The organism is Limnohabitans sp. T6-5 (assembly GCF_003063315.1).
In the GTDB taxonomy this organism is placed as follows: Bacteria; Pseudomonadota; Gammaproteobacteria; order Burkholderiales; family Burkholderiaceae_C; genus Limnohabitans_A.
On the sequence record NZ_NERV01000002.1, the window covers coordinates 325149 to 344793 of the forward strand.

The window sequence follows — 19645 nt, forward strand, 5'->3', positions numbered from 1 at the left end:
CATCCAATGGGGGCTCCAAGGCCCCCTGATGATTGGACCGATCAGTCTCAGTTCTTGTTCACCGGTGGAAAAACGTACAAGCGCGCCAAGCCCTGGCGCATCAGGGATTCGGCATCCGGACGGCGGCCCTGGACAGCGAAATCAAAGGCGGTCAAGCCTTGGTGGTTTTGCAGGAGCAGATCTGAGCCTGGGGCCTGGATCAGGGACTTGACGGACAAAGCGCTGCCGTAGCGCGCTGCCATCATCAACGGCGTGGTGCCGTTGGGTGATTCGGCGTTGACCAGTGCGCCGTGCTTGATCAGCAAATCCACGATGGTGGTGTGGCCACCGGCTGCGGCGTAATGCAAAGCGGTCCAGCCGGGTTTGTTGACTTCGACCCCGCGCTCAAGGAGCGCCTGCACCAGGTTCAGGTGCCCGCGCAAAGCGGCCATCATGAGCGGGGTTTCGCCTGCGGGATTGGCGAAACTGATCTGGGTTTGAGGCCAGCGTATCAGCACTTCAGCCACTTTGGGCGATGGTTCCTGGATGGCCAAAACAAGCGCTGGAGCGGCATTGGCGTTCACCGAATTGGCATCAAAGCCCCGGGCCAACAAAGATTGCACTGTGCGCACATCGTCAAATGTGACGGCACGAAAGAAGTCTTCGTAGGAACCTGCAAAGGACAAGTTGGCTTGAATAATTCCAATGAAAACAAACAGCTTCTTCAATAACTTAATGTTCATCATGAAGTTTAACCCTGGCTCACTCGGCTGAAAAGCTGGTCAAAGTTGGTGCTGGTCAGCACGCCAATGGCTTCGGACGTTGAACCGCGAAGCTCTGCCAACTGTTTGGCCACATAGGGCACATACGAAGGGTTGTTGGTTTTGCCCCGGTACGGCACAGGCGCCAGATACGGGCTGTCGGTCTCGATCAGCAAGCGGTCATCGGGCACAAATTTGGCCACTTCGCGCAGATCGGCGGCGGTCTTGAAGGTCAGGATGCCCGAAAACGAGATGTAAAAGCCCAAGTCCAAGGCGGCGCGGGCCACCTGCTGCGATTCGGTGAAGCAGTGAAAAACGCCTCCGGCACACCCTGCTCCACCCGTTTCGCCCTCTTCTTTGAGGATGGCAATGGTGTCGTCCGAGGCTTGACGGGTGTGGATCACCAGGGGCAGCCGAGTGTGGCGCGCGGCACGGATGTGGGTGCGAAAACGCTCGCGTTGCCATTCCAGATCGGCCACGGTGCGACCGCCCTTGCGTTCGTCCATTTGGTAATAATCCAGCCCCGTCTCGCCAATGGCCACCACTTTGGGGTGCGCAGCGCCGTCGATCAGTTCTTGCAAGCTGGGCTCGTGCACGCCTTCGTTATCGGGGTGCACGCCCACGGTGGACCACAGGTTGTCATGCGCCATCGACAGGCCATGGACGCTGTCGAAGTCCTCCATGGTGGTGCAAATGCACAGCGCACGCGTGACCTGGGCAACTTTCATGGCTTGGTCAATGCTGTCGAACTGGGCCAGCAGTTCCGGAAAATTCAGATGGCAATGGGAATCGGTGTACATGGGTCAGCCCCGCGACAGCAGGGTTTGTTGGGCGTCAGCGGTCAATGCTTCGAGCATCAAACCTGCATTGAAAGGGTGTTCGGCCGTGCGGGCCGATTGCATGAGGCGCTTGAACCAGTCGGTCAATGCGCTCAACGAGGCTGCGGTGTTGGGCAATTGCCCGGCCTCAAAGAAACGTGGCGTGGCCCCGGCCTGACGCAAGACCAGATCGTGGCAAAGTTTTTGCAGCGCGTCGATGGCTTGTGCCGGGCTCAGATCGGCCAGATGGCGGGCATCGCCTTGGCGCATGGCTTTGGGCAAGGCATCCCACCAGTCGGGGGACAAACCGGCTTCGGCCTGGCGCAGCACATCGGTGGGTCGACCGCCCGCACTGCGCAGCAAGGCTGTCGCCATGGGGGCTGGCAAGCCCTGCCCCGTGAGCCAGTTCATGCCTTCATCGGCCTCGGGCCATTTCATGGTGTGCGCCAGGCAGCGGCTGCGGATGGTTGGCAGCAACATGTGGCTGGCCTCGGTGGCCATCACAAAGCGCACATCGCCCGGCGGCTCTTCCAGCGTTTTGAGCAGCGCGTTGGCCGTGACGGTGTTCATGCGCTCGGCCGGAAACACCAACACCGCTTTGCCCCGCCCCCGGGCATCGGTGCGCTGCGAAAACTCGACCGCATCGCGCATGGCATCTACCCGAATCTCTTTGCTGGGCTTGCGGGTTTTCTTGTCGATCTCGTCCTGGGCTTTTTCAGACAATGGCCAGCCCAAATCCAGCATCACCGTCTCGGGCATCAGCACGGCCAGATCGGCATGGGTGTGTACGGCAATGGCGTGGCAGCTGGGGCAGTCGCCGCAAGCGCCTTGGGCCGAAGGCTGCTCGCACAACCAAGCGCTGACCATTGCCAGCGCCAATTCGTATTGACCCAGACCCGATGGGCCTTGCAGCAGCCAGGCGTGACCGCGCTGGGCCAGCAAATCGGTCGCTTGCCGGGCAATCCACGGCGCATTCAAGACGGCGCTCATGCGGTGCTCCGGGACAACCAGGGGGTGACCACCAGGGCCACATCCGCGCCCACCGCTTCGCGGGTTTGCGCAGCGTTGATGCGGGCAAAACGGGTGGGCATTTCGGCCTGGCGCTTGGCATAGCCTGCGCGCACGGCGGCAAAAAAGTCGGCCGGTTGAGACTCGAACTTGTCAGGCACACGGGCCGAGGCCAGGCGCTCGGCGGCAATCTGCGGGTCCAGATCGAACCACACGGTCAAATCGGGTTGGCGCAAAGCGCTGTCAGCTTGGGCATGGGCTTGGGATTGCACGATGCGTTCCAGCTGCGTCAACACCTGCCAGTCAAAGCCCCGGCCGCCGCCTTGGTAGGCAAAAGTCGCATCGGTGAATCGGTCGCACAGCACCACATCACCTCGCTCCAGCGCGGGCTCGATCACCTGCACCAGGTGCTCGCGGCGGGCGGCAAACATCAAGAGGGCCTCGGTCAGCGCGTCCATGGGTTCGTGCAGCACCAGTTCGCGCAGCTTTTCAGACAAGGGGGTGCCGCCCGGCTCGCGGGTCAGCACGACCGCCCTGCCCGCCTGGCGAAACAGCGCGGCCACGCGCTCGATGTGGGTGGACTTGCCCGCCCCGTCGATGCCTTCAAAACTGATGAATGTGCCGCGTGTCATGGTGTGTGAAATGGCGAAACCCCGATTGTCGCAGGCTCAGTCGGCGCTGCTCAGTTGCTTCCGCTTTGCCCGCGCTGGTAACGGTTGACCGCCCGGTTGTGCTCGTCCAGGCTGGCGCTGAAGTGGCTGCTGCCGTCGCCCTTGGCCACAAAGTACAGCGCCTGCGTCTTGGCGGGCTGCACGGCGGCCAACAAGGCGGCTTTGCCCGGCATGGCAATCGGCGTGGGTGGCAGGCCGCTGCGGGTGTAGGTGTTCCAGGGCGTGTCGGTGTGCAGGTGAACGCGGCGCAGGTTGCCGTCAAAGGCTTCGCCCAGGCCGTAGATCACCGTGGGGTCGGTCTGCAGCATCATGCCGATGCGCAAACGGTTGTTGAATACGCCAGAAATCATCGGCCGATCCGATCCCTTGCCGGTTTCTTTTTCGACAATGCTGGCCAGAATCAGGGCCTCTTCAGGCGACTTGACCGCCACGCCGGGCTGGCGGGCATCCCAAGCTTGTTGCAAGTGTTTGTCCATGGCCTTCATGGCCCGTTGCAAGACCGCCAAGTCGCTGGAGCCTTTGGCATAGGAATAGGTGTCCGGGTAAAAACGACCTTCGGGTGCTGTGTCGGGGCGGCCCAACTGGCGCATCAATTCGTCATCCGACAAGGCCCGGCTGCTGGGTTTGAGGTTCTCCGCCTTGGTCAATGCCTGGCGCACTTGCCGCCAGTTCCAGCCTTCCACGATGGTGAAGGTGCGCAGGCTTTCTTCGCCCCGGACCAGCATGCGCAACAAACGCAGGGGCGTGGTGCCCGGTGGGATCTCGTAGCTGCCTGCCCGCATCAATCGCGACTGGCCCGACAGGCGAAACCACGCATACAGCATGTCAGGCGAGGTTTGCGCTCCAGCGTCAATCACCGCCTGAGCGATGGCTTTGGGCGTTGTGCCGGGTTCAATGGACAAGTCCAGCGTGGCGCGGCCTGTGTCCAAGGGCTGTTGCAGCCACCAGAACGCAGCGCCCCCCACAGCCAAGGCCACCACCAGCAAGCTTGTCAGTAACTTCATCAAGCCTTTGAGCACGGCCATGTCCTTTGTTCGGGTGTTGAAAACGTGGGGGGATGATAATTCACGCCTTGCCAGACCCTTGCTACATGAATGAGCCGCGACATGAACAGCCCTGCCCTGAACGCCCTTGATGTGACCGCCGTGTTGGACGGCACCAGCCCCCTGCCCCAGCTGGGTGTGATCCAGGCCCAGGGCGAGGACGCGGCCAACTTTTTGCACAACCAGTTGAGCAACGACGTGGTGCTGCTGCCCGTGGGCCAGTCGCGCCTGGCAGCTTTTTGCAATGCCAAGGGTCGCATGCAGGCCAGCTTTGTGGTCATCAAGACCGCGCCCGACACCGTGCTGCTGGTCATGAACCTCGATCTGCTGGCGCAGACGCTCAAGCGCCTGTCCATGTTCGTGCTGCGGGCCAAGGTCAAATTGACCGACGCCAGTGGCCAGTGGCAACTGCGCGGTTTGCTGGGCAGCAGCGCCCGCGCCCTGCTGGGCAATGCGGCCCCTTGGCACACCGTGGTGGCCGATGGTGCGCACGCTGTGGCGCTGTACCCGGCGGTCGTGGGTGATTCGCGTGTGCCGCGCGCACTGTGGATGGCTCCAATGGGTTCGGCGCTGCCCGAGGGGCCTGAAGTCGCGCCCGAGGTTTGGGCTTGGTCAGACGTCATGAGCGGTGTGGCCCTGCTGAGCCAGCCCGTGTTCGAGGCCTTCGTGCCGCAAATGATGAATTACGAATCGGTGGGCGGCGTCAACTTCAAAAAAGGCTGCTACCCCGGCCAGGAGGTGGTGGCCCGAAGCCAGTTCCGTGGCACCTTGAAGCGTCGCACGGCGCTCGTGCACAGCCCGGTGGAATTGGCGGTCGGGCAAGACGTTTTCACCCCCACCGACCCCGAGCAGCCTTGCGCCACCGTCGTGCAAAGCGCGGCGCGGCCTGACGGTCAGGGCTTTGACGCACTGGTCAGCGGCACGCTGGAGAGCCAGCAAACTGGCTGGCGGGCGGGCAGCGCCGATGGCGCTGCGTTGGAGCTGCTGCCCCTGCCCTACGACTTGCTTGAAGACATTTGATCTGTAGGAGCCCCGCCCTCGGGGCGAATGCCTGCGGTCTGCGAACGCCCCATCGCGGCGAGGGCGCCGCTCCTACAAAGTGGCCATGGGTTTGCTGTGGGAGCCCCGGCCTCGGGGCGAATGCCTGCGGTCTGCGAATGCCCCATCGCGGCGGGGGCGCCGCTCCTACAAAGAGGCCATGGGTTTGCTGTGGGAGCCCCGGCCTCGGGGCGAATGCCTGCGGTCTGCGAATGCCCCATCGCGGCGGGGGCGCCGCTCCTACAAAGTGGCCATGGGTTTGCTGTGGGAGCCCCGCCCTCGGGGCGAATGCCTGCGGTCTGCGAACGCCCCATCGCGGCGAGGGCGCCGCTCCTACAAAGTGGCCATGGGTTTGCTGTGGGAGCCCCGCCCTCGGGGCGAATGCCTGCGGTCTGCGAATGCCCCATCGCGGCGGGGGCGCCGCTCCTACAAAGAGGCCATGGGTTTGCTGTGGGAGCCCCGCCCTCGGGGCGAATGCCTGCGGTCTGCGAACGCCCCATCGCGGCGAGGGCGCCGCTCCTACAGGGGGCGAACCATCTCGATGTGCGCAATCCCCGCTTCTTCAAAAATAGCCCCATGCGGCTCAAAGCCTGAGCGCTTGTAAAAGCCCTCGGCGCTGCACTGGGCGTGCAGCAGCACATGCTGGTCGCCGCGCTCGCGGGCGGCGTCCATCAGGGCGTGCAGCACCCGGCGGCCCAGCACGCTGCCGCGCATCTGCTTTTTGACGGCCATGCGGCCAATGCGGGCAACGCCCGGGGCGTGTTGCAGCAGGCGGCCTGTGGCCAGGCACAGCCCCAAGCGGTTGACGACCACGCAGTGCAAGGCGGTGTCGTCGTCGTGGTCCCACTCCATGTCGGCGGGCACTTTTTGTTCATCCACAAACACTTCGGTGCGCAACGGGCTGGCCAGGTTTTTCAGGTCGGCCCAGGCGCCCAGGTGCAGCTGCACCATGTCTTCGCCGCGCTCAAAGCCTTCCATCATGTCGCGCAGCTGAGGCGGGATGGGCTGGCTCTTTTTAGCCACCGGGTCGGCGTACACATAAACCAGCTCGCTGGTGATCAGCAGCTCTTCGCCTCGAAAAATCGCACCCACAAAGGTCATGGACGAATTGCCGATGCGGTCGCATCGCATGCACACGTCCAGAAAGTCGTCCATCTCGGCGCTGGCGTGGTACTCGACGCTGGCCTTTTTGACATACAGGTCGCCGCCCAGCTGGTGCATGGTGTCGGCGTAAGGCATGGCCAGGTTGCGCCAGTAGTCGGTCACGGCGGTGTCGAAGTACATGAGGTAATGGCCGTTGAAGACGATCTTTTGCATGTCCACTTCGACCCAGCGCACGCGCATGCGGTGAGAAAAACGGAAGTCTTGGCGTTTCATGGTGTTCCTTTGGTGTGTCTGTCGCAATGGTGTTCAGTGTTGTGTGGGAGCGGCGCCCTCGCCGCGATGGTCGTTTGCGCAGACCGATCGCCGCGAGGGCGCGGCTCCTACATGAAAGCGTGTTTCAGTGCCCGGCCTGCATCGGCGTGGGCCTTCAGGGCATCGGGGATGGCGCGGCCCATGGTGATGAAGCCATGGATCACGCCCCGGTAAATCTCCAGATCGACCGGCACGCCTGCCATGCGCAGCGTGTCGGCGTAGCGCACGCCCTCGTCCACCAGCGGGTCGCATTCGGCCAGGCCCATCCAGGCCGGGGCCAGGCCAGAGTGGTCAGGGGCGTTGCCGGGCGCAAAGCGCCAGTCGTCTCGGTCTGCTTTGTCGATGTAGCCGTCAAAGAACCAGGCGATGGTGTCTTGGTCGAGCATGAAGCCTTCGCCAAAGGTGTGGTGTGAGGCCGTGTCTTGCTTGGAGCCGCAACCGGGGTAGAACAGCAGCTGCAAGGCGAGCTTCAAGCCCGCATCGCGTGCCATCAGGGCGCACACGGCGCTGAGCGTGCCGCCCGCGCTGTCGCCGCCCACGGCCAGGCGTGTGCTGTCCAGGCCCAATGTTGGGCCCTGCTGGTGCAACCAGTTCAGGGCGTCCCAGGCGTCGTGCACGGCGGTGGGAAACCGGTGCTCGGGCGCGAGCCGGTAGTCCAGCGACACCACGGCGCAGTGGCCCTGACGGTTGAGCTGGCGGCACAGCACGTCGTGTGTGGTGAGGCTGCCCACGGTGAAGCCGCCGCCGTGCAGGTAGAGCAAAACGGGCAAAGGCGTGGGGCTTTGCGGGGCATACAGGCGCGCTGGCATGGCGTGGCCGTCGCGTGCCGGGATCGTGATGTCCTCGACCCGGTCCACATGGGGCGCGGGCTGCAGGTCCAGGATCGGGCCGCCGATGTCGTAAAACGCGCGGGCTTGCTCTGCCGTCATGGCGTGCATGGGCGGGCGACCAGCTTTCTGAACGCGGTCGATCAGCGTGCGCGTGGCCGGGTTCAAGAGGGATCGGGGGTTGGTGTGGTGGCTGCTCATGAAAGCTGAAGTGGGTGGGATTTGGGTGTTGCCAACGTGACGGTTTGGGCCTTGGGCCGGATGGACAAAGGCGCTTCCTGAATCACAATGAACGCAAATCGTACAACGCCCCGCGCAGGGGGGCTGTCACCTGCTCACACACCGGAGAACCTGGCATGTCTTTCATCAACTACGTGACCCAAATCCAGATCGACTTTGGCGCCATCAGCCTGCTCAAGGCCGAATGCGAGCGGGTGGGCATCTCCCGCCCCTTGATCGTGACCGACGCGGGCGTCAAGGCGGTGGGCATCCTGGACAAGGCCCTGGCCGCCTTGCCAGGCCTGCAGGTCAGCGTGTTTGACCAGACGCCCTCCAACCCGACCGAGGCTGCGGTGCGCGCCGCTGCTGCCGTCTACCAACAAAACAACTGCGACGGCTTGATCGCTTTGGGCGGCGGCTCGTCCATTGACTGCGCCAAAGGCGTGGCCATTGCCGCCACCCACAAAGGCCCGCTCAAGACCTACGCCACCATCGAAGGCGGCTCGCTCAAGATCACCGACCAAGTGGCCCCCTTGATTGCCGTGCCCACCACGGCAGGCACAGGTTCTGAGGTGGCCCGGGGGGCCATTTTGATCGTCGACGACGGCCGCAAGCTGGGTTTTCACAGCTGGTTCATCGTGCCGCGTGCGGCCATTTGCGACCCCGAACTCACGCTGGGCCTGCCGCCCATGCTCACAGCCGCCACGGGCATGGACGCCATCGCGCACTGCATGGAAACCTTCATGGCCGCGCCGTTCAACCCGCCTGCCGACGGCATTGCGCTCGACGGCCTGCAGCGCGCCTGGGCACACATCGAACGCGCCACCACCAACGGCCAAGACCACGAAGCGCGCCTGAACATGATGAGCGCCAGCATGCAGGGCGCCATGGCCTTCCAGAAAGGGCTGGGCTGCGTGCACTCCTTGAGCCACAGCCTGGGCGGCGTGAACCCGCGCCTGCACCACGGCACTTTGAACGCCATGTTTTTGCCAGCCGTGGTCAACTTCAATGCCGCAGCTGAAACCGTGCAAAAAGACAAGCGCCTGGCCCGCATGGCGCAGGCCATGGGCCTGCAAAGCGGCTCGGACATCCCAGATGCCATCAAGGACATGAACGCCCGCCTGGGCCTGCCCACCGGGCTGGGGGCGATGGGCGTGAATGAAGGGATGTTTAACGCCGTCATCACCGGTGCGCTGGCCGACCACTGCCACAAAACCAATCCGCGCATCGCTTCGGCCGACGAATACCGGGACATGCTGCTGACCAGCATGTAAAGCTTGGTTTTTGCAGGCGCTCACCCCTGTGAGCGAATGTCAGCCCACTGAGCCCGTGGGCACTGGACGCGTTTTCACACAGGCTTTGGCCCTCTCACGCGCCTGAGCCTTGGCCAAATGCCCACGCAAAGCAGCGTCCCAGGCTGAACGCGCCCAGCGCACGGCCTCGGCGGGCTCGTCAAAAATCGCATCGGGCGCAGACCAGTAAGACAAAGCCACTTCCCTGCCCTTCATGGGGTAGGTGAATGGCGTGAGGCCCAGCACTTCAAAGTCAGGGCGGTTTTGTTCGTCCACCTTCAGGTACAGCTGTTGGTTCATGACGATGGCGAACATCAGGCCTTCGTGGTACAGGCCATGGCCGCCAAACATGCGGCGGGCCGAAACCGGCCCCAAACCTTCCAGCAGTTCCTGCACAAAGGGAATGAAGTCGCTCATGCCGCAGTCGTGGGGGCTTGGGCGTTCAGGGCGCGTCGTGGGCAGGCATCTTGGCCCCCACATGCACCTCGCCCCGTGCTTCGGCCAGCTCGACCTGGCGTTGGCGTTCGGCCAGTTTTTCTTTTTGCTCGGGTGTGCGCTGGTCGTGGCAATGGGCGCAGCTCACGCCCAACACGTAATGTGGTGACTTTTTGTCTTCAGCACTCAGCGGCCAGCGGCAAGAGCGGCACAGCTCATGGTGGCCGACACCAAGGCCATGGCTCACGCTCACACGCTCGTCAAACACAAAGCAGTCGCCCTCCCAGGTGCTTTGCTCGGGCGGGATTTCTTCGAGGTACTTGAGGATGCCGCCTTCGAGGTGGTAGACCTCTTCAAAGCCGCGCATTTTCATGAGCGCGGTGGATTTTTCGCAGCGGATGCCCCCTGTGCAAAACATGGCCACTTTGGTCTTTTTGGCGGCTTCGCCTTGCAGGTTTTCCTGCGCGTCCAGCCAGGCGGGTAGCTGCACAAAGGTCTTGATGTTCGGGTTGACCGCGCCCTTGAAGGTGCCAATCGCCACCTCGTAGTCGTTGCGCGTGTCGATGACCACCACGTCCGGGTCGGCCAGCAAAGCGTTCCAGTCGGAGGGCTTGACATACTGGCCCACGGTCTTGTTCGGGTCCAACTCGGGCACGCGCAAGGTGACGATCTCTTTTTTGAGCTTGACCTTCATGCGGGTGAACGGCGGCTTGGGGCTCCACGACTCCTTGTGCTGCAACGTGGCCAGGCGCGGATCGGCATGCAAAAACGCCAGAACGGCGCGGATGCCCGCCTCAGGCCCGGCAATCGTGCCATTGATGCCCTCGTGCGCCAGCAGCAGCGTGCCTTTGACGTCATTGGCCTCGCAACAGGCTTGCAAAGGCGCTTGCAGGTCAACGAAGTCGGGCAGATCGACGAATTTGTAGAGGGCGGCGGTGAGGAACTGAGCGGCGTGTTGCATCAGCGGATTATCTCAGCCATGTGACATGGCTCAAGGCTGCCAGCGCTTGAGCACCTCGTCTGCATGAGCCTGGTATTGACTGCGGATGTGGGGGGCCACAACCTTGGGGTAGACGGGCACAAACTGGTAACGCTCACCCTGCCCCAGAAAACCCTCGGCCCAGGCGCCGCAGATGACCGCGTTTTCAATGAAATAGGGGGCTCTGGTGGTCCAAGTCTGGCGAAAGTCTTGCACTGCGGCCGTGCGGCGTTTGGTGGCTTCTTGCACGTCAGTATGGGGGGCGCTTTCTTTCAGATACACCTCGGTGAAGATGTCCACGGCCTTGGCGAATTTGGCACCCAAGGCGGGTTCGTTGGCATACGCCTGTGAAAAAATGCTCAACACAGCCGAGCAGTTCATGGCCTGTTCGGCCAGTCGGGTTTGCGCTGTTGCCGGGCCACTGGCCGCTGCGCTGGCAAGGGCAAACAGGCAAAACGTGGTGCGAATCAGGGTCGGTTTCATGGCTGGAATGCTCCCGGTTGCAAGTTCAGGCTTCGTAAGTCAGCAGCACCACATCGGCCGCTTCCTGCCGGATCGGGATCAGCGCCTGGTAGGCCGCCGAAGCATGCCAGGCATCGGCATTGGCCACTGCTGGAAAACGGATCACCACCACATCAGCATGCGGGCAGCTGCCCGACAGCGCCTTGACCTGGTGGCCACGAAACACCAGCTCGCCCCCCCAGGGCTGCAATGTAGCCAGCACTTGACTGCGGTATTCGGCCCATTTGGCAGGGTTTTTCACGGTCATTTGACCGACGACGTAGGCGTGAGGCAAGACGGCTCCTTAAAGGGGTAGAACTTTAGCCAAACTGGGCGCTCGCAGCCACTGGGCAAACTCTTGTGCCAACTGCTCGCTGGCATGCACCGCAGACTGCCAGACCTTCACCCGGGCGTCAAAGTGGGTGCTGTAGGTCATGAAGTCATTGCGGTCGGGTAGTTTGCCGTTCGGCAAGGTTTTGACCCATTCGGGGTTGGGCGCCAGCACGATGGTGTTGTCCAGAAAGGCGCTGGCTTTGTGACGCCATTTGAGGGCTTTGTCGAGCCAGCCGGGCACCACGGCTTGCTGGAAATGAGGGTACAGCACCAAACCTTGGTAGTTCAGGTGCAGGTGGTAGTCGGTGATGCCGCCGTCCCAGTACGCTCCACGCGGTGCGCCGGGAATGTTGTGCACCGCTTTGAGCGCAAAGGGGATCGAGCAGCTCGCTTGCAGCGCGGGCATGAAGTTGGCCTCGGTCAAGTCCACAGCGCGGGTGCGAAAGTCTTGCGCATCAAACGGTAAGGCTGCGCCCTGCGCAGAAAACACCACCCGCTCCAGCCAGCCGCCCAGGGCGCGGCGGTGCACGGCGTTGCTGATGTACGCCCCTGCGTAGCCCAAGGGCGTGGCCACCCGGTGTTCACGGTGCAACAGATGTCGGCCACGCGATGTGACGATGTGCAGCCGGTAACGGGGGGTGCTCAAGACTTGGTCGATGCGCCCGCCGTAAAAGGCTTGCAGGCTTTGGCCAAAGGCGTCGCTGACTTGCTGCGCGCTCACCCGCTTTTGGCCCGGCAGGGGTTCGTAGTGCTGGTGGATGTAGTCACGCTCCAGCCGCTCAAACGCTGCCACCGGGTCATGAAGGCAGGCAGTGGCCATGCGCCACGCGCCAATGGAGGCACCCACCAGGTCCACCGGCTGACTGCTTTGAGACAACCACTCACCAAAGATGAAGCGGTCCAGCGCCCCCAGGATCAACCCTTTGGGGCCGCCCGCCGCACCCGGTATCACGCCAATGTGCTCTGGCCGCAAGCCGTGTTCACGGATGTGGGCCAGAGCCTTGGGGCCTGCGTGGATGTGGAGGGCTTGCATGTAGGTGATGGTCTTGTAGGAGCTTGCCTGCAAGCGATACGGGATCGCATGGAAATCGCCAGCAGGGCTGGCTCCTGCAAGGGAGGGCTTATTTTTTCAGGGTTTGTAATTTGGCAAAGGCACTGGCCATGGCCGAGCCCGAACCGGCTGCGGGGGGCGAGGTGTAACCACCACCGCCGCCGCGCTGACGGTTGTCCCGCCCTGCCCCTTCAAACTTGTTGTCTCTTGGGCCATCGCGGCGGGCGGGCGCAGCGTCGAGCTTCATGGTCAGGCTGATGCGCTTGCGGGCCACATCGACTTCGAGCACCTTCACTTTGACGATGTCGCCGGTCTTGACCACCTCTCGGGCGTCGCTCACGAACTTGTTGGCCAGCTGGCTCACATGCACCAGGCCGTCCTGGTGCACGCCCAAGTCGATGAACGCGCCGAACTGGGCCACGTTGCTCACGGTGCCCTCCAAGGTCATGCCTTCTTTCAGGTCCTTGATGTCTTCCACCCCATCGGCCAGGCGGGCCACCTTGAAGTCGGGGCGCGGGTCGCGGCCAGGTTTTTCCAGCTCGCCCAGGATGTCCTTGATGGTGATGGCACCGAACTTGTCGTTGGCGAATAGCTCGGGGCGCAGAGTTTTGAGCACATCGCTGCGTCCCATGATCTCTTGAATGGGCTTGGCGGTTTTGACAATGATCTGCTCGACCACCGGGTAGGTTTCGGGGTGCACGCCCGTCATGTCCAGCGGGTTGTCGCCGCCACGAATGCGCAAAAAGCCTGCGCTTTGCTCGAAGGTTTTGGCCCCGAGGCCGGTGACTTTGAGCAGGTCTTGCCGGGTCTTGAACACGCCGTTCGCATCACGCCAACGCACCACGGCCTTGGCCACGCTGCCCGACAGGCCCGACACGCGGGTGAGCAAAGGCACGCTGGCGGTGTTCAGGTCCACGCCCACCGAGTTCACGCAGTCTTCCACCACCGCGTCCAGCGTTTTGGCCAGCTCGCTTTGGTTCACGTCGTGCTGGTACTGGCCCACGCCAATGGCTTTGGGGTCGATCTTGACCAGCTCAGACAGCGGGTCTTGCAGGCGGCGGGCAATGGATGCCGCGCCGCGCAGGCTCACGTCCACATCGGGCATTTCTTGGCTGGCGAATTCGCTGGCCGAATACACCGACGCGCCCGCTTCACTCACCACCACCTTCTGGACCTCGACGCCCTCCCTAATCCCACCCTGCAAGCGGGCCAGCTGCTTGATCAGGTCACCCGCCAGCTTGTCGGTCTCGCGGCTGGCGGTGCCGTTGCCAATGGCGATCAGGTTGACGTTGTGCTTTTCGCACAGCTTGGCGAGGGTGAAGAGCGAACCTTCCCAGTCCTTGCGCGGCTCGTGCGGGTACACCGTGGAGGTGTCGACCAGCTTGCCGGTGGCGTCCACTACGGCCACCTTCACGCCTGTGCGGATGCCTGGGTCCAGGCCCATGACCACACGGGGGCCTGCAGGTGCGGCCAGCAGCAGGTCGCGCAGGTTGTCACTGAAGACCTTGATGGCGACTTTTTCGGCCTCTTCGCGCAGACGGGCAAACAGGTCACGCTCGGTGGACAGGCTGAGCTTGACGCGCCAGGTCCAGGCCACGCATTTGCGGATCAAGTCGTCGCTGGGGCGAGCCGCGTGGCTCCAGCCCAGGTGCATGGCGATCTTGCCTTCAGCGATGCTGGGCTTGCCCGGCTCAGGTTCGACTGGGAGCACCAGTTTGGCGTCCAACATTTCCAAAGCACGGCCACGGAACACGGCTAAAGCGCGGTGCGAAGGCACACGGCCAATCGGCTCGTCGTAATCAAAGTAATCGCGGAATTTGGACACGTCGGCGTTGTTTTCGTCCTTGCCGTCGGACAGCTTGCTTTTGAACAGGCCTTCGTTCCACAGCCATTCACGCAGTGCCTGCACCAATGAAGCGTCTTCGGCCCAGCGCTCGGAGAGCAAATCGCGCACGCCGTCCAGCACGGCGGCGGTGGTCGTGAAGTCAGCGCCTTCAATAGCGCCTGCGGCCAGCACAAAGGTTTGTGCTTCGGCGTGCGGGTCGAGCGAGGGGTCAGCAAACAGCTTGTCGGCCAGCGGCTCCAGTCCGGCTTCGCGGGCAATCATGCCCTTGGTGCGGCGCTTGGGCTTGAAGGGCAAATACAGGTCTTCAAGCTCTTGTTTGGTGGGCGCGGCGTCGATGGCGGCCAGCAATTCGGGCGTCATCTTGCCCTGCTCGGTGATGCTTTTGATCACGGCGGCGCGGCGATCTTCCAGCTCGCGCAGATAGCCCAAACGCGACTCCAGCTCGCGCAGCTGGATGTCGTCCAGCCCATCGGTCACCTCTTTGCGGTAACGCGCGATGAAGGGGACGGTGGCGCCACCGTCCAGCAACTCCACGGCGGTGCGGACCTGGTCGGGACGGATTTTGATTTCTGAGGCCAGTTGGGCCAGGATTTTTTGCATGTCGCTGAATAAATGTTCGCAAAGGCGGGCGAGTTTGCCACAAGGCAAGCCATTGCTTGGATGAAAGAAGTCGATTAAGAAGACCTTATTTCTTAAATTTATTTTGCAAATATTTCGTTAATTGACTATAAAGTAGCCTTTAATTAACCCTAAGATTTCTTAAAAACACAAATTGACAAGATTGACAATCAGATTGAATTAACAAATAATAGTGACAAATGTCGGTTTTGACAAAAACCGCAAGAGAGGTCATAAAAAATGAAAATTCAGAAAAATGGACGCCATCAAATCCTGCAAGGATTCAGGATGGCTGCGCTTTTGTTGTCAGTCCTTTGCTTGAGTGCATGTCACACCCTGTCTGTTGAAGAAGGTGATCATGCCGCACACCCCACCTTCACCCCACTGACGGCCGAACAGCGGATCATGAATTCGGTCACGATCAAATGGGATGTGCGTGAGGATGCGGCTGAATTTTGTGCAAAGAGCATGCGTGTACGCTCCTTGCAGCCGGGCCGTGAATTGGCGTTCACGACCCCGCCCATGGCATGCGCCATCTGGTATGTGCCCGGCAAAGAATGCACGGTCATCACCAGCCACAAGGTCTCGCATGCCGTGTTGGGGCATGAAGTGCGCCACTGCTTTGAGGGGCACTTCCACCGCTGAGGCCAAGGGCCTGCGTCCTCAGGGCTGAGCGAAACTTTCGCGCAAGGCCTTTTTCAAACCTACACCCACTTCGGGGCGTGCCGCAAACGGGTCGGGCGGGTTGGTGCCCTGAACAATCGCTTCCATGCGGCTTTGCACATTGCCCAAGGCATGCGGGTGGCTGTAAATATAAAACTGGTCTCCCGCGACCGCATCAAACACCTTTTGCGCCACATCGGCGGCCGACACTTTGCCGCTGCCGACCGCTTTGTCGGTTTGGGCCTGACCGATCAACTGGCTGGCCGTGGGCTTGTCCGCCGCCAGTGTTGAAGGCCTGTTGCGTTCGCTGTGGCTGATGCCCGTGGCCACAAAATAAGGGCACAGCACGCTCGCGCTGATCTGGTCCGACACCAGGTGCAGGTCTTGATAAAGCGTTTCGGTCAGTGACACCACGGCGTGTTTGCTCACGTTGTAGATGCCCATATTCGGTGGGGTCAACAAACCGGCCATGCTGGCGGTGTTGACGATGTGGCCCTGATAAGCCGCATCGGCCTTGGCGGCTTCGAGCATCATGGGGGTGAACAGGCGAACGCCGTGCACCACGCCCCAGAGGTTGACGCCCAGCACCCATTCCCAGTCGGCGACTGAGTTTTCCCAAACCAAGCCCCCTGCCCCCACGCCCGCGTTGTTGAACACGAAGTGTGGTGCACCAAAGCGGGCTTTGACGTCGGCGGCCAGTTGCTCCATGGCCTGAGCGTTCGACACATCCACCTTCCGGGCCAACACCTGTGCGCCTTGGGAGGTCATTTCGGCTTCGGCCTTGTCCAGGGCGTCTTGCTGCACGTCCACCAGCACCAAGTTCATGCCCAGTTTGGCCCCGATGCGGGCGCATTCCAGACCAAAGCCTGAACCAGCTCCGGTCAAGACAGCGGTTTTGCCTTTGAAGTTCTCGATCATGAGGAAACCTTTTTCAATGTGAACCCGACACGCGGGAAATGAACGTGGACGGTGCCCGCACGGTCATCTGTGCGGCGCAAGGTGTAACGGGTGCGGGTGGCGGCGATCAGCTCGCCCTCGGTCGGCTCCAGTCCAAAGTTGTCGGCGGCGATCACCACGGCGCTGCCCAGCGCGATGCCGTGCTCGTCCTGGAAGACCTCGCCTTGCACAGCGGTCGGCGTTGAACTGCGGGCGGTTTCCAAGGCTTCTTCGGCGCTGCATTTGCCGGGCGTGCCGTGGCCAATGGCTTTCATGCGGGCCATCCAGCTTTTGACTTCGGGTGTGGCGTCCAGAATGCCCGCCAAAGCTGGCGTGCGCTCTAGCGTGAACCACAGCGGGTGGTAAGCCGCAAAGTCGGCCACGCAAGGCTGGGCGCCGAACAAAAAGTCTTGCCCGTGCAGCATGTTGGCCATGCGGCGCAGGTAGCTTTTGTAGGTGGCGGATGCATCGGTGGACGACATGCGCGCTGCACCACTGCGCATGGCGGCGCGGTCGGCCACAAAAGCCTGCACGCCCTCAGCGGGTGCGCCCGCAAAGACTTGCGCCACACCCGCAGGCTGGAAGTTGTAGGCCATGGACGCCGTGAACAAGGCGCTGTCGGCCCACTGCGCCACGATGCGCGCCGCGCCTTTCACGGCTTCGGGGTAGATCGTGGGCGTGGGCGCAAGGTGCTCCAGCACGTCGCAAATCAGCGCGGTGTCGCAGTAAATGTCTGCGCCGATCTGCAGCACCGGGGTTTTGCGGTAACCGCCTGTGAGCGCCGTCAAGTCGGGCTTGGGCATGATCATCGGGATGAACACGCTCTTCCAGGCCAGTTGCTTGTGGCCCAAAATCAGCCGGATTTTTTCGGCAAACGGCGAGGTCGGGTAGTGGTGCAGGATCAGATCGGACATGGGGCCTGGCCTCAGATCAGCTTGACCAGCTGCTTGCCGAAGTTCTTGCCTTTGAGCAGACCGAGGAAAGCCTCAGGCGCAGCCGCCAGGCCTTGCGCGACCGTTTCGCGGGGGCGCAGCTTGCCGGTGCCGACCAAGGTGCCCAGCTCTTGAAGAGCCTCAGGCCAAACTTCCATGTGCTCGCTGACGATGAAGCCTTCGATCTTCATGCGGTTGATCAGAATCAAAGCCGGGTTGGCCATGGGCAGCGGCGCGCCGTCGTAGCCGGCGATCATGCCGCACACCGCGATGCGTGCGAAGGCGTTGGTGCGCAGCATCACAGCGTCAAGCACCATGCCACCCACGTTTTCAAAATGACCGTCGATGCCGTTGGGGCAAGCTTCGCGCAGCGCCTTGGACAGGCTGATGTAGTCCTTGTGCTCTTTGTAGTCGATGCAGGCGTCAAAGCCCAGCTCCTTGACCACGTAGTCGCACTTGTCCTTGCCACCGGCAATGCCCACCACACGGCAGCCACGGGCTTTGGCCAGGGCACCATAGGCACTGCCCACCGCGCCACTGGCGGCGCTCACGGTCACCGTTTCGCCTGCTTTGGGATTGATGATCTTGACCAAGCCGTACCAAGCGGTCACGCCTGGCATGCCCACTGCGCCCAGGTAGTGCGACAGAGGGACATGGGTGGTGTCAACCTTGCGCAGTGCGCCCAAAACATTGGCATCGACCACGCTGTACTCTTGCCAGCCGCCCATGCCGACCACTTGGTCACCGGCTTTGAACTTGGGGTGCTGGCTGTCCACCACTTCGCCCACTGTGCCGCCGATCATGACTTCGCCCAGGGGTTGTGGCACGGCGTAGCTCTTGCTCTCGTTCATGCGGCCGCGCATGTAAGGGTCCAGGCTCATGAAGTGGTGCTTGACCAGCACTTGGCCATCTTGCAAGGCCGGAATGTCGGATTCAACCAGTTTGAAGTTGGCCACAGTGGCTTCGCCCTGGGGGCGGTTGTCGAGCACGATTTGGTGGTTGAGGGTCATGGGTAAGTCTCCAGTTGAATTGATGAAAAAGAGGGGTCAATCGGTGGCCGGTTCAGCACGCGAGGTTCTTTCAACGTATTTGAAAGTGGCGGTTGCGTGGGCACAAAGCTGGCCTTGCGCGTCCAGAATGCGGCCTTCGGTGAATGCCAGTTGACGCGTGCGGTGCAGCAAACGGCCATGGCCGGTCAGGTGTTGTCCGGGCTGGATGGCCGCGCCGCGCATGAAACTGGTCTTCATCTCGATCGTGACCACGCCTTTGAGTTTGTCGACGCTGCGAGCGGCGGCGGCCATGACCACATCCATGAATGTCATGACCGCGCCCCCATGGGTCACGTCAAAAGAATTGAGGTGCTCCGGCTTGACAGGGAAATGCAACACGGACTCGCCATCGTCAAATGCCTCGAGCGTGATGCCCAGATGTTCGACAAATGGGATGTGTGCACCAAAAGGAATGCTCATGCGCCAGGCCTTTCGCTTCAGCCGCCAATGATGGCGCTGACGCCACCGTCCACCGCCATCCATTGGCCGGTGATGTGTTTGCCTGCGTCCGAAGCGTAGAGCAAGGTCAGGCCCTTGAGGTCTTCGTCGTCGCCCAAGCGGCGCAGCGGTGCGCCTTTGGCCATGTTGTCAGCACCGATTTTTTCCAGCAGGCCATAAGTCATCTTGCTGGGGAAAAAGCCGGGGCAAATCGCGTTGACGGTGATGCCGTGCTCGCCCCACTCGCCTGCCAGCGCCCGGGTGAAGTTGATCACCGCGCCTTTGGAGGTGTTGTAGGCGATGGTCTTCATCTCCAACGGGTTGCCCGCCAGACCGGCGATGGAGGCCACGTTCAGGATGCGGCCCTTGCCACGGGGAATCATGCTGAGCTTGGCCACCTCTTGCGAAAGGATGAAATAGCCACGCACATTCAGGTTCATCACCTTGTCCCAGGCCTCGACCGGGTGGTCTTCGGCCGGTGCCCCCCAAGAGGCACCCGCGTTGTTGATCAGGATGTCGATGGGCCCCATGCGCTCCACGGTTTCGGCCGCCAGGCGGCGGAGGTCTTCTTCTTTGGCGCAGTCAGCAGCAATCCAGCGGGCGTCGATGCCCGCGGCTTGCAGCTCGGCAGCGGCATCTTCGAGATCGGCGGCTTTGCGTGAGCTGAGCATGATCTTGGCGCCCGCCTCGCCCAAGGCATGGGCCATTTGCAGGCCCAGGCCGCGTGAGCCACCGGTGACCAAGGCCACCTGGCCGGTCAAGTCAAAAAGTTGTTGAACAGTGCGTGCCATG

General features: G+C 62.2%; 21 protein-coding genes. 3 read left to right on the forward strand and 18 right to left on the reverse strand.

The annotated features are described in order from the left end of the window. Positions 1-47 precede the first annotated feature (47 nt). The 5 genes from B9Z51_RS07205 to mltG are packed head-to-tail and all read right to left on the reverse strand — an operon-like array spanning position 48 to position 4262. Positions 48-722: an ankyrin repeat domain-containing protein gene (locus tag B9Z51_RS07205; protein WP_233254873.1), complete on the reverse strand. Its 675-nt coding sequence runs from the start codon at positions 720-722 to the stop codon at positions 48-50. 8 nt (positions 723-730) lie between these two features. Then, positions 731-1540 (reverse strand): TatD family hydrolase, encoded by an 810-nt coding sequence (locus tag B9Z51_RS07210; protein WP_108373236.1) that lies wholly within the window; start codon positions 1538-1540, stop codon positions 731-733. Positions 1541-1543: 3 nt separating this feature from the next. Further along, positions 1544-2548 (reverse strand): DNA polymerase III subunit delta', encoded by a 1005-nt coding sequence (locus B9Z51_RS07215; protein ID WP_108373238.1) that lies wholly within the window; start codon positions 2546-2548, stop codon positions 1544-1546. Continuing rightward, entirely contained in the window at positions 2545-3198 is a 654-nt protein-coding gene (gene tmk / locus B9Z51_RS07220) for a dTMP kinase (RefSeq protein WP_108373240.1), read from the reverse strand. The genes B9Z51_RS07215 and tmk overlap by 4 nt, the downstream gene beginning before the upstream one ends. A gap of 50 nt (positions 3199-3248) precedes the next feature. Continuing rightward, positions 3249-4262, reverse strand: a complete 1014-nt coding sequence (gene mltG / locus B9Z51_RS07225) for an endolytic transglycosylase MltG (RefSeq protein WP_108373242.1) — start codon at positions 4260-4262, stop codon at positions 3249-3251. 81 nt (positions 4263-4343) lie between these two features. Here mltG and B9Z51_RS07230 point away from each other — a divergent pair, with 81 nt between their 5' ends. After that, entirely contained in the window at positions 4344-5300 is a 957-nt protein-coding gene (locus tag B9Z51_RS07230) for a folate-binding protein YgfZ (RefSeq protein WP_108374826.1), read from the forward strand. Between the two features lie 537 nt (positions 5301-5837). Here the strand turns inward: B9Z51_RS07230 and B9Z51_RS07235 are convergent. Further along, a complete protein-coding gene (locus B9Z51_RS07235; RefSeq protein WP_108373244.1) occupies positions 5838-6695 on the reverse strand; it encodes a YbgC/FadM family acyl-CoA thioesterase in 858 nt (285 codons plus the stop codon). Positions 6696-6802: 107 nt separating this feature from the next. Further along, on the reverse strand, positions 6803-7762 hold the full coding sequence (locus tag B9Z51_RS07240) for an alpha/beta hydrolase (protein WP_108373246.1): 960 nt from the start codon (positions 7760-7762) through the stop codon (positions 6803-6805). 155 nt (positions 7763-7917) lie between these two features. Here B9Z51_RS07240 and B9Z51_RS07245 point away from each other — a divergent pair, with 155 nt between their 5' ends. Next, positions 7918-9054, forward strand: a complete 1137-nt coding sequence (locus B9Z51_RS07245) for an iron-containing alcohol dehydrogenase (RefSeq protein ID WP_108373248.1) — start codon at positions 7918-7920, stop codon at positions 9052-9054. A 39-nt stretch (positions 9055-9093) separates the two neighbouring features. Here the strand turns inward: B9Z51_RS07245 and B9Z51_RS07250 are convergent, their stop codons facing one another. From B9Z51_RS07250 to B9Z51_RS07275, 6 genes are all read right to left on the reverse strand, one after another. Beyond that, a complete protein-coding gene (locus tag B9Z51_RS07250) occupies positions 9094-9489 on the reverse strand; it encodes a TfoX/Sxy family protein (protein WP_108373250.1) in 396 nt (131 codons plus the stop codon). Positions 9490-9514: 25 nt separating this feature from the next. Further along, on the reverse strand, positions 9515-10468 hold the full coding sequence (locus tag B9Z51_RS07255) for a rhodanese-related sulfurtransferase (RefSeq protein ID WP_108373251.1): 954 nt from the start codon (positions 10466-10468) through the stop codon (positions 9515-9517). A gap of 30 nt (positions 10469-10498) precedes the next feature. Then, on the reverse strand, positions 10499-10969 hold the full coding sequence (locus B9Z51_RS07260) for a hypothetical protein (RefSeq protein ID WP_108373253.1): 471 nt from the start codon (positions 10967-10969) through the stop codon (positions 10499-10501). Between the two features lie 25 nt (positions 10970-10994). Beyond that, positions 10995-11282, reverse strand: a complete 288-nt coding sequence (locus B9Z51_RS07265) for a DUF1330 domain-containing protein (protein ID WP_108373255.1) — start codon at positions 11280-11282, stop codon at positions 10995-10997. A gap of 9 nt (positions 11283-11291) precedes the next feature. Then, positions 11292-12353 carry a patatin-like phospholipase family protein gene (locus tag B9Z51_RS07270; protein ID WP_108374828.1) on the reverse strand — a complete coding sequence of 354 codons (1062 nt, stop codon included), beginning with the start codon at positions 12351-12353 and terminating at the stop codon, positions 11292-11294. 88 nt (positions 12354-12441) lie between these two features. Then, positions 12442-14817, reverse strand: coding sequence for a Tex family protein (locus tag B9Z51_RS07275; RefSeq protein WP_108373257.1), 2376 nt, complete (start codon positions 14815-14817; stop codon positions 12442-12444). Between the two features lie 336 nt (positions 14818-15153). Between B9Z51_RS07275 and B9Z51_RS07280 the strand changes: the two genes are divergently transcribed. After that, the gene (locus tag B9Z51_RS07280; RefSeq protein ID WP_233254874.1) at positions 15154-15480 is read left to right on the forward strand and encodes a hypothetical protein; all 327 of its coding nucleotides are present in this window, start codon (positions 15154-15156) and stop codon (positions 15478-15480) included. An 18-nt stretch (positions 15481-15498) separates the two neighbouring features. Here the strand turns inward: B9Z51_RS07280 and B9Z51_RS07285 are convergent, their stop codons facing one another. The 5 genes from B9Z51_RS07285 to B9Z51_RS07305 are packed head-to-tail and all read right to left on the reverse strand — an operon-like array spanning position 15499 to position 19644. Then, positions 15499-16416 (reverse strand): SDR family oxidoreductase, encoded by a 918-nt coding sequence (locus B9Z51_RS07285; protein WP_108373261.1) that lies wholly within the window; start codon positions 16414-16416, stop codon positions 15499-15501. Then, a complete protein-coding gene (locus tag B9Z51_RS07290; RefSeq protein ID WP_108373263.1) occupies positions 16413-17348 on the reverse strand; it encodes a glutathione S-transferase family protein in 936 nt (311 codons plus the stop codon). The genes B9Z51_RS07285 and B9Z51_RS07290 overlap by 4 nt, the downstream gene beginning before the upstream one ends. A gap of 11 nt (positions 17349-17359) precedes the next feature. Then, positions 17360-18376 (reverse strand): NADP-dependent oxidoreductase, encoded by a 1017-nt coding sequence (locus B9Z51_RS07295; RefSeq protein ID WP_108373265.1) that lies wholly within the window; start codon positions 18374-18376, stop codon positions 17360-17362. A gap of 36 nt (positions 18377-18412) precedes the next feature. After that, positions 18413-18835, reverse strand: coding sequence for a PaaI family thioesterase (locus tag B9Z51_RS07300; RefSeq protein ID WP_108373267.1), 423 nt, complete (start codon positions 18833-18835; stop codon positions 18413-18415). A 17-nt stretch (positions 18836-18852) separates the two neighbouring features. Then, positions 18853-19644: an SDR family oxidoreductase gene (locus B9Z51_RS07305; RefSeq protein WP_108373269.1), complete on the reverse strand. Its 792-nt coding sequence runs from the start codon at positions 19642-19644 to the stop codon at positions 18853-18855. Position 19645: the final 1 nt, after the last annotated feature.

Bases quoted from the DNA above. Each gene is read 5' to 3' on its own strand.
- B9Z51_RS07205 (WP_233254873.1), bottom strand. From the start codon at position 722: ATGAACATTAAGTTATTGAAGAAGCTGTTTGTTTTCATTGGAATTATT.
- B9Z51_RS07210 (WP_108373236.1), bottom strand. From the start codon at position 1,540: ATGTACACCGATTCCCATTGCCATCTGAATTTTCCGGAACTGCTGGCC.
- B9Z51_RS07215 (WP_108373238.1), bottom strand. From the start codon at position 2,548: ATGAGCGCCGTCTTGAATGCGCCGTGGATTGCCCGGCAAGCGACCGAT.
- tmk (WP_108373240.1), bottom strand. From the start codon at position 3,198: ATGACACGCGGCACATTCATCAGTTTTGAAGGCATCGACGGGGCGGGC.
- mltG (WP_108373242.1), bottom strand. From the start codon at position 4,262: ATGGCCGTGCTCAAAGGCTTGATGAAGTTACTGACAAGCTTGCTGGTG.
- B9Z51_RS07230 (WP_108374826.1), top strand. From the start codon at position 4,344: ATGAACAGCCCTGCCCTGAACGCCCTTGATGTGACCGCCGTGTTGGAC.
- B9Z51_RS07235 (WP_108373244.1), bottom strand. From the start codon at position 6,695: ATGAAACGCCAAGACTTCCGTTTTTCTCACCGCATGCGCGTGCGCTGG.
- B9Z51_RS07240 (WP_108373246.1), bottom strand. From the start codon at position 7,762: ATGAGCAGCCACCACACCAACCCCCGATCCCTCTTGAACCCGGCCACG.
- B9Z51_RS07245 (WP_108373248.1), top strand. From the start codon at position 7,918: ATGTCTTTCATCAACTACGTGACCCAAATCCAGATCGACTTTGGCGCC.
- B9Z51_RS07250 (WP_108373250.1), bottom strand. From the start codon at position 9,489: ATGAGCGACTTCATTCCCTTTGTGCAGGAACTGCTGGAAGGTTTGGGG.
- B9Z51_RS07255 (WP_108373251.1), bottom strand. From the start codon at position 10,468: ATGCAACACGCCGCTCAGTTCCTCACCGCCGCCCTCTACAAATTCGTC.
- B9Z51_RS07260 (WP_108373253.1), bottom strand. From the start codon at position 10,969: ATGAAACCGACCCTGATTCGCACCACGTTTTGCCTGTTTGCCCTTGCC.
- B9Z51_RS07270 (WP_108374828.1), bottom strand. From the start codon at position 12,353: ATGCAAGCCCTCCACATCCACGCAGGCCCCAAGGCTCTGGCCCACATC.
- B9Z51_RS07275 (WP_108373257.1), bottom strand. From the start codon at position 14,817: ATGCAAAAAATCCTGGCCCAACTGGCCTCAGAAATCAAAATCCGTCCC.
- B9Z51_RS07285 (WP_108373261.1), bottom strand. From the start codon at position 16,416: ATGATCGAGAACTTCAAAGGCAAAACCGCTGTCTTGACCGGAGCTGGT.
- B9Z51_RS07290 (WP_108373263.1), bottom strand. From the start codon at position 17,348: ATGTCCGATCTGATCCTGCACCACTACCCGACCTCGCCGTTTGCCGAA.
- B9Z51_RS07295 (WP_108373265.1), bottom strand. From the start codon at position 18,376: ATGACCCTCAACCACCAAATCGTGCTCGACAACCGCCCCCAGGGCGAA.
- B9Z51_RS07300 (WP_108373267.1), bottom strand. From the start codon at position 18,835: ATGAGCATTCCTTTTGGTGCACACATCCCATTTGTCGAACATCTGGGC.
- B9Z51_RS07305 (WP_108373269.1), bottom strand. From the start codon at position 19,644: ATGGCACGCACTGTTCAACAACTTTTTGACTTGACCGGCCAGGTGGCC.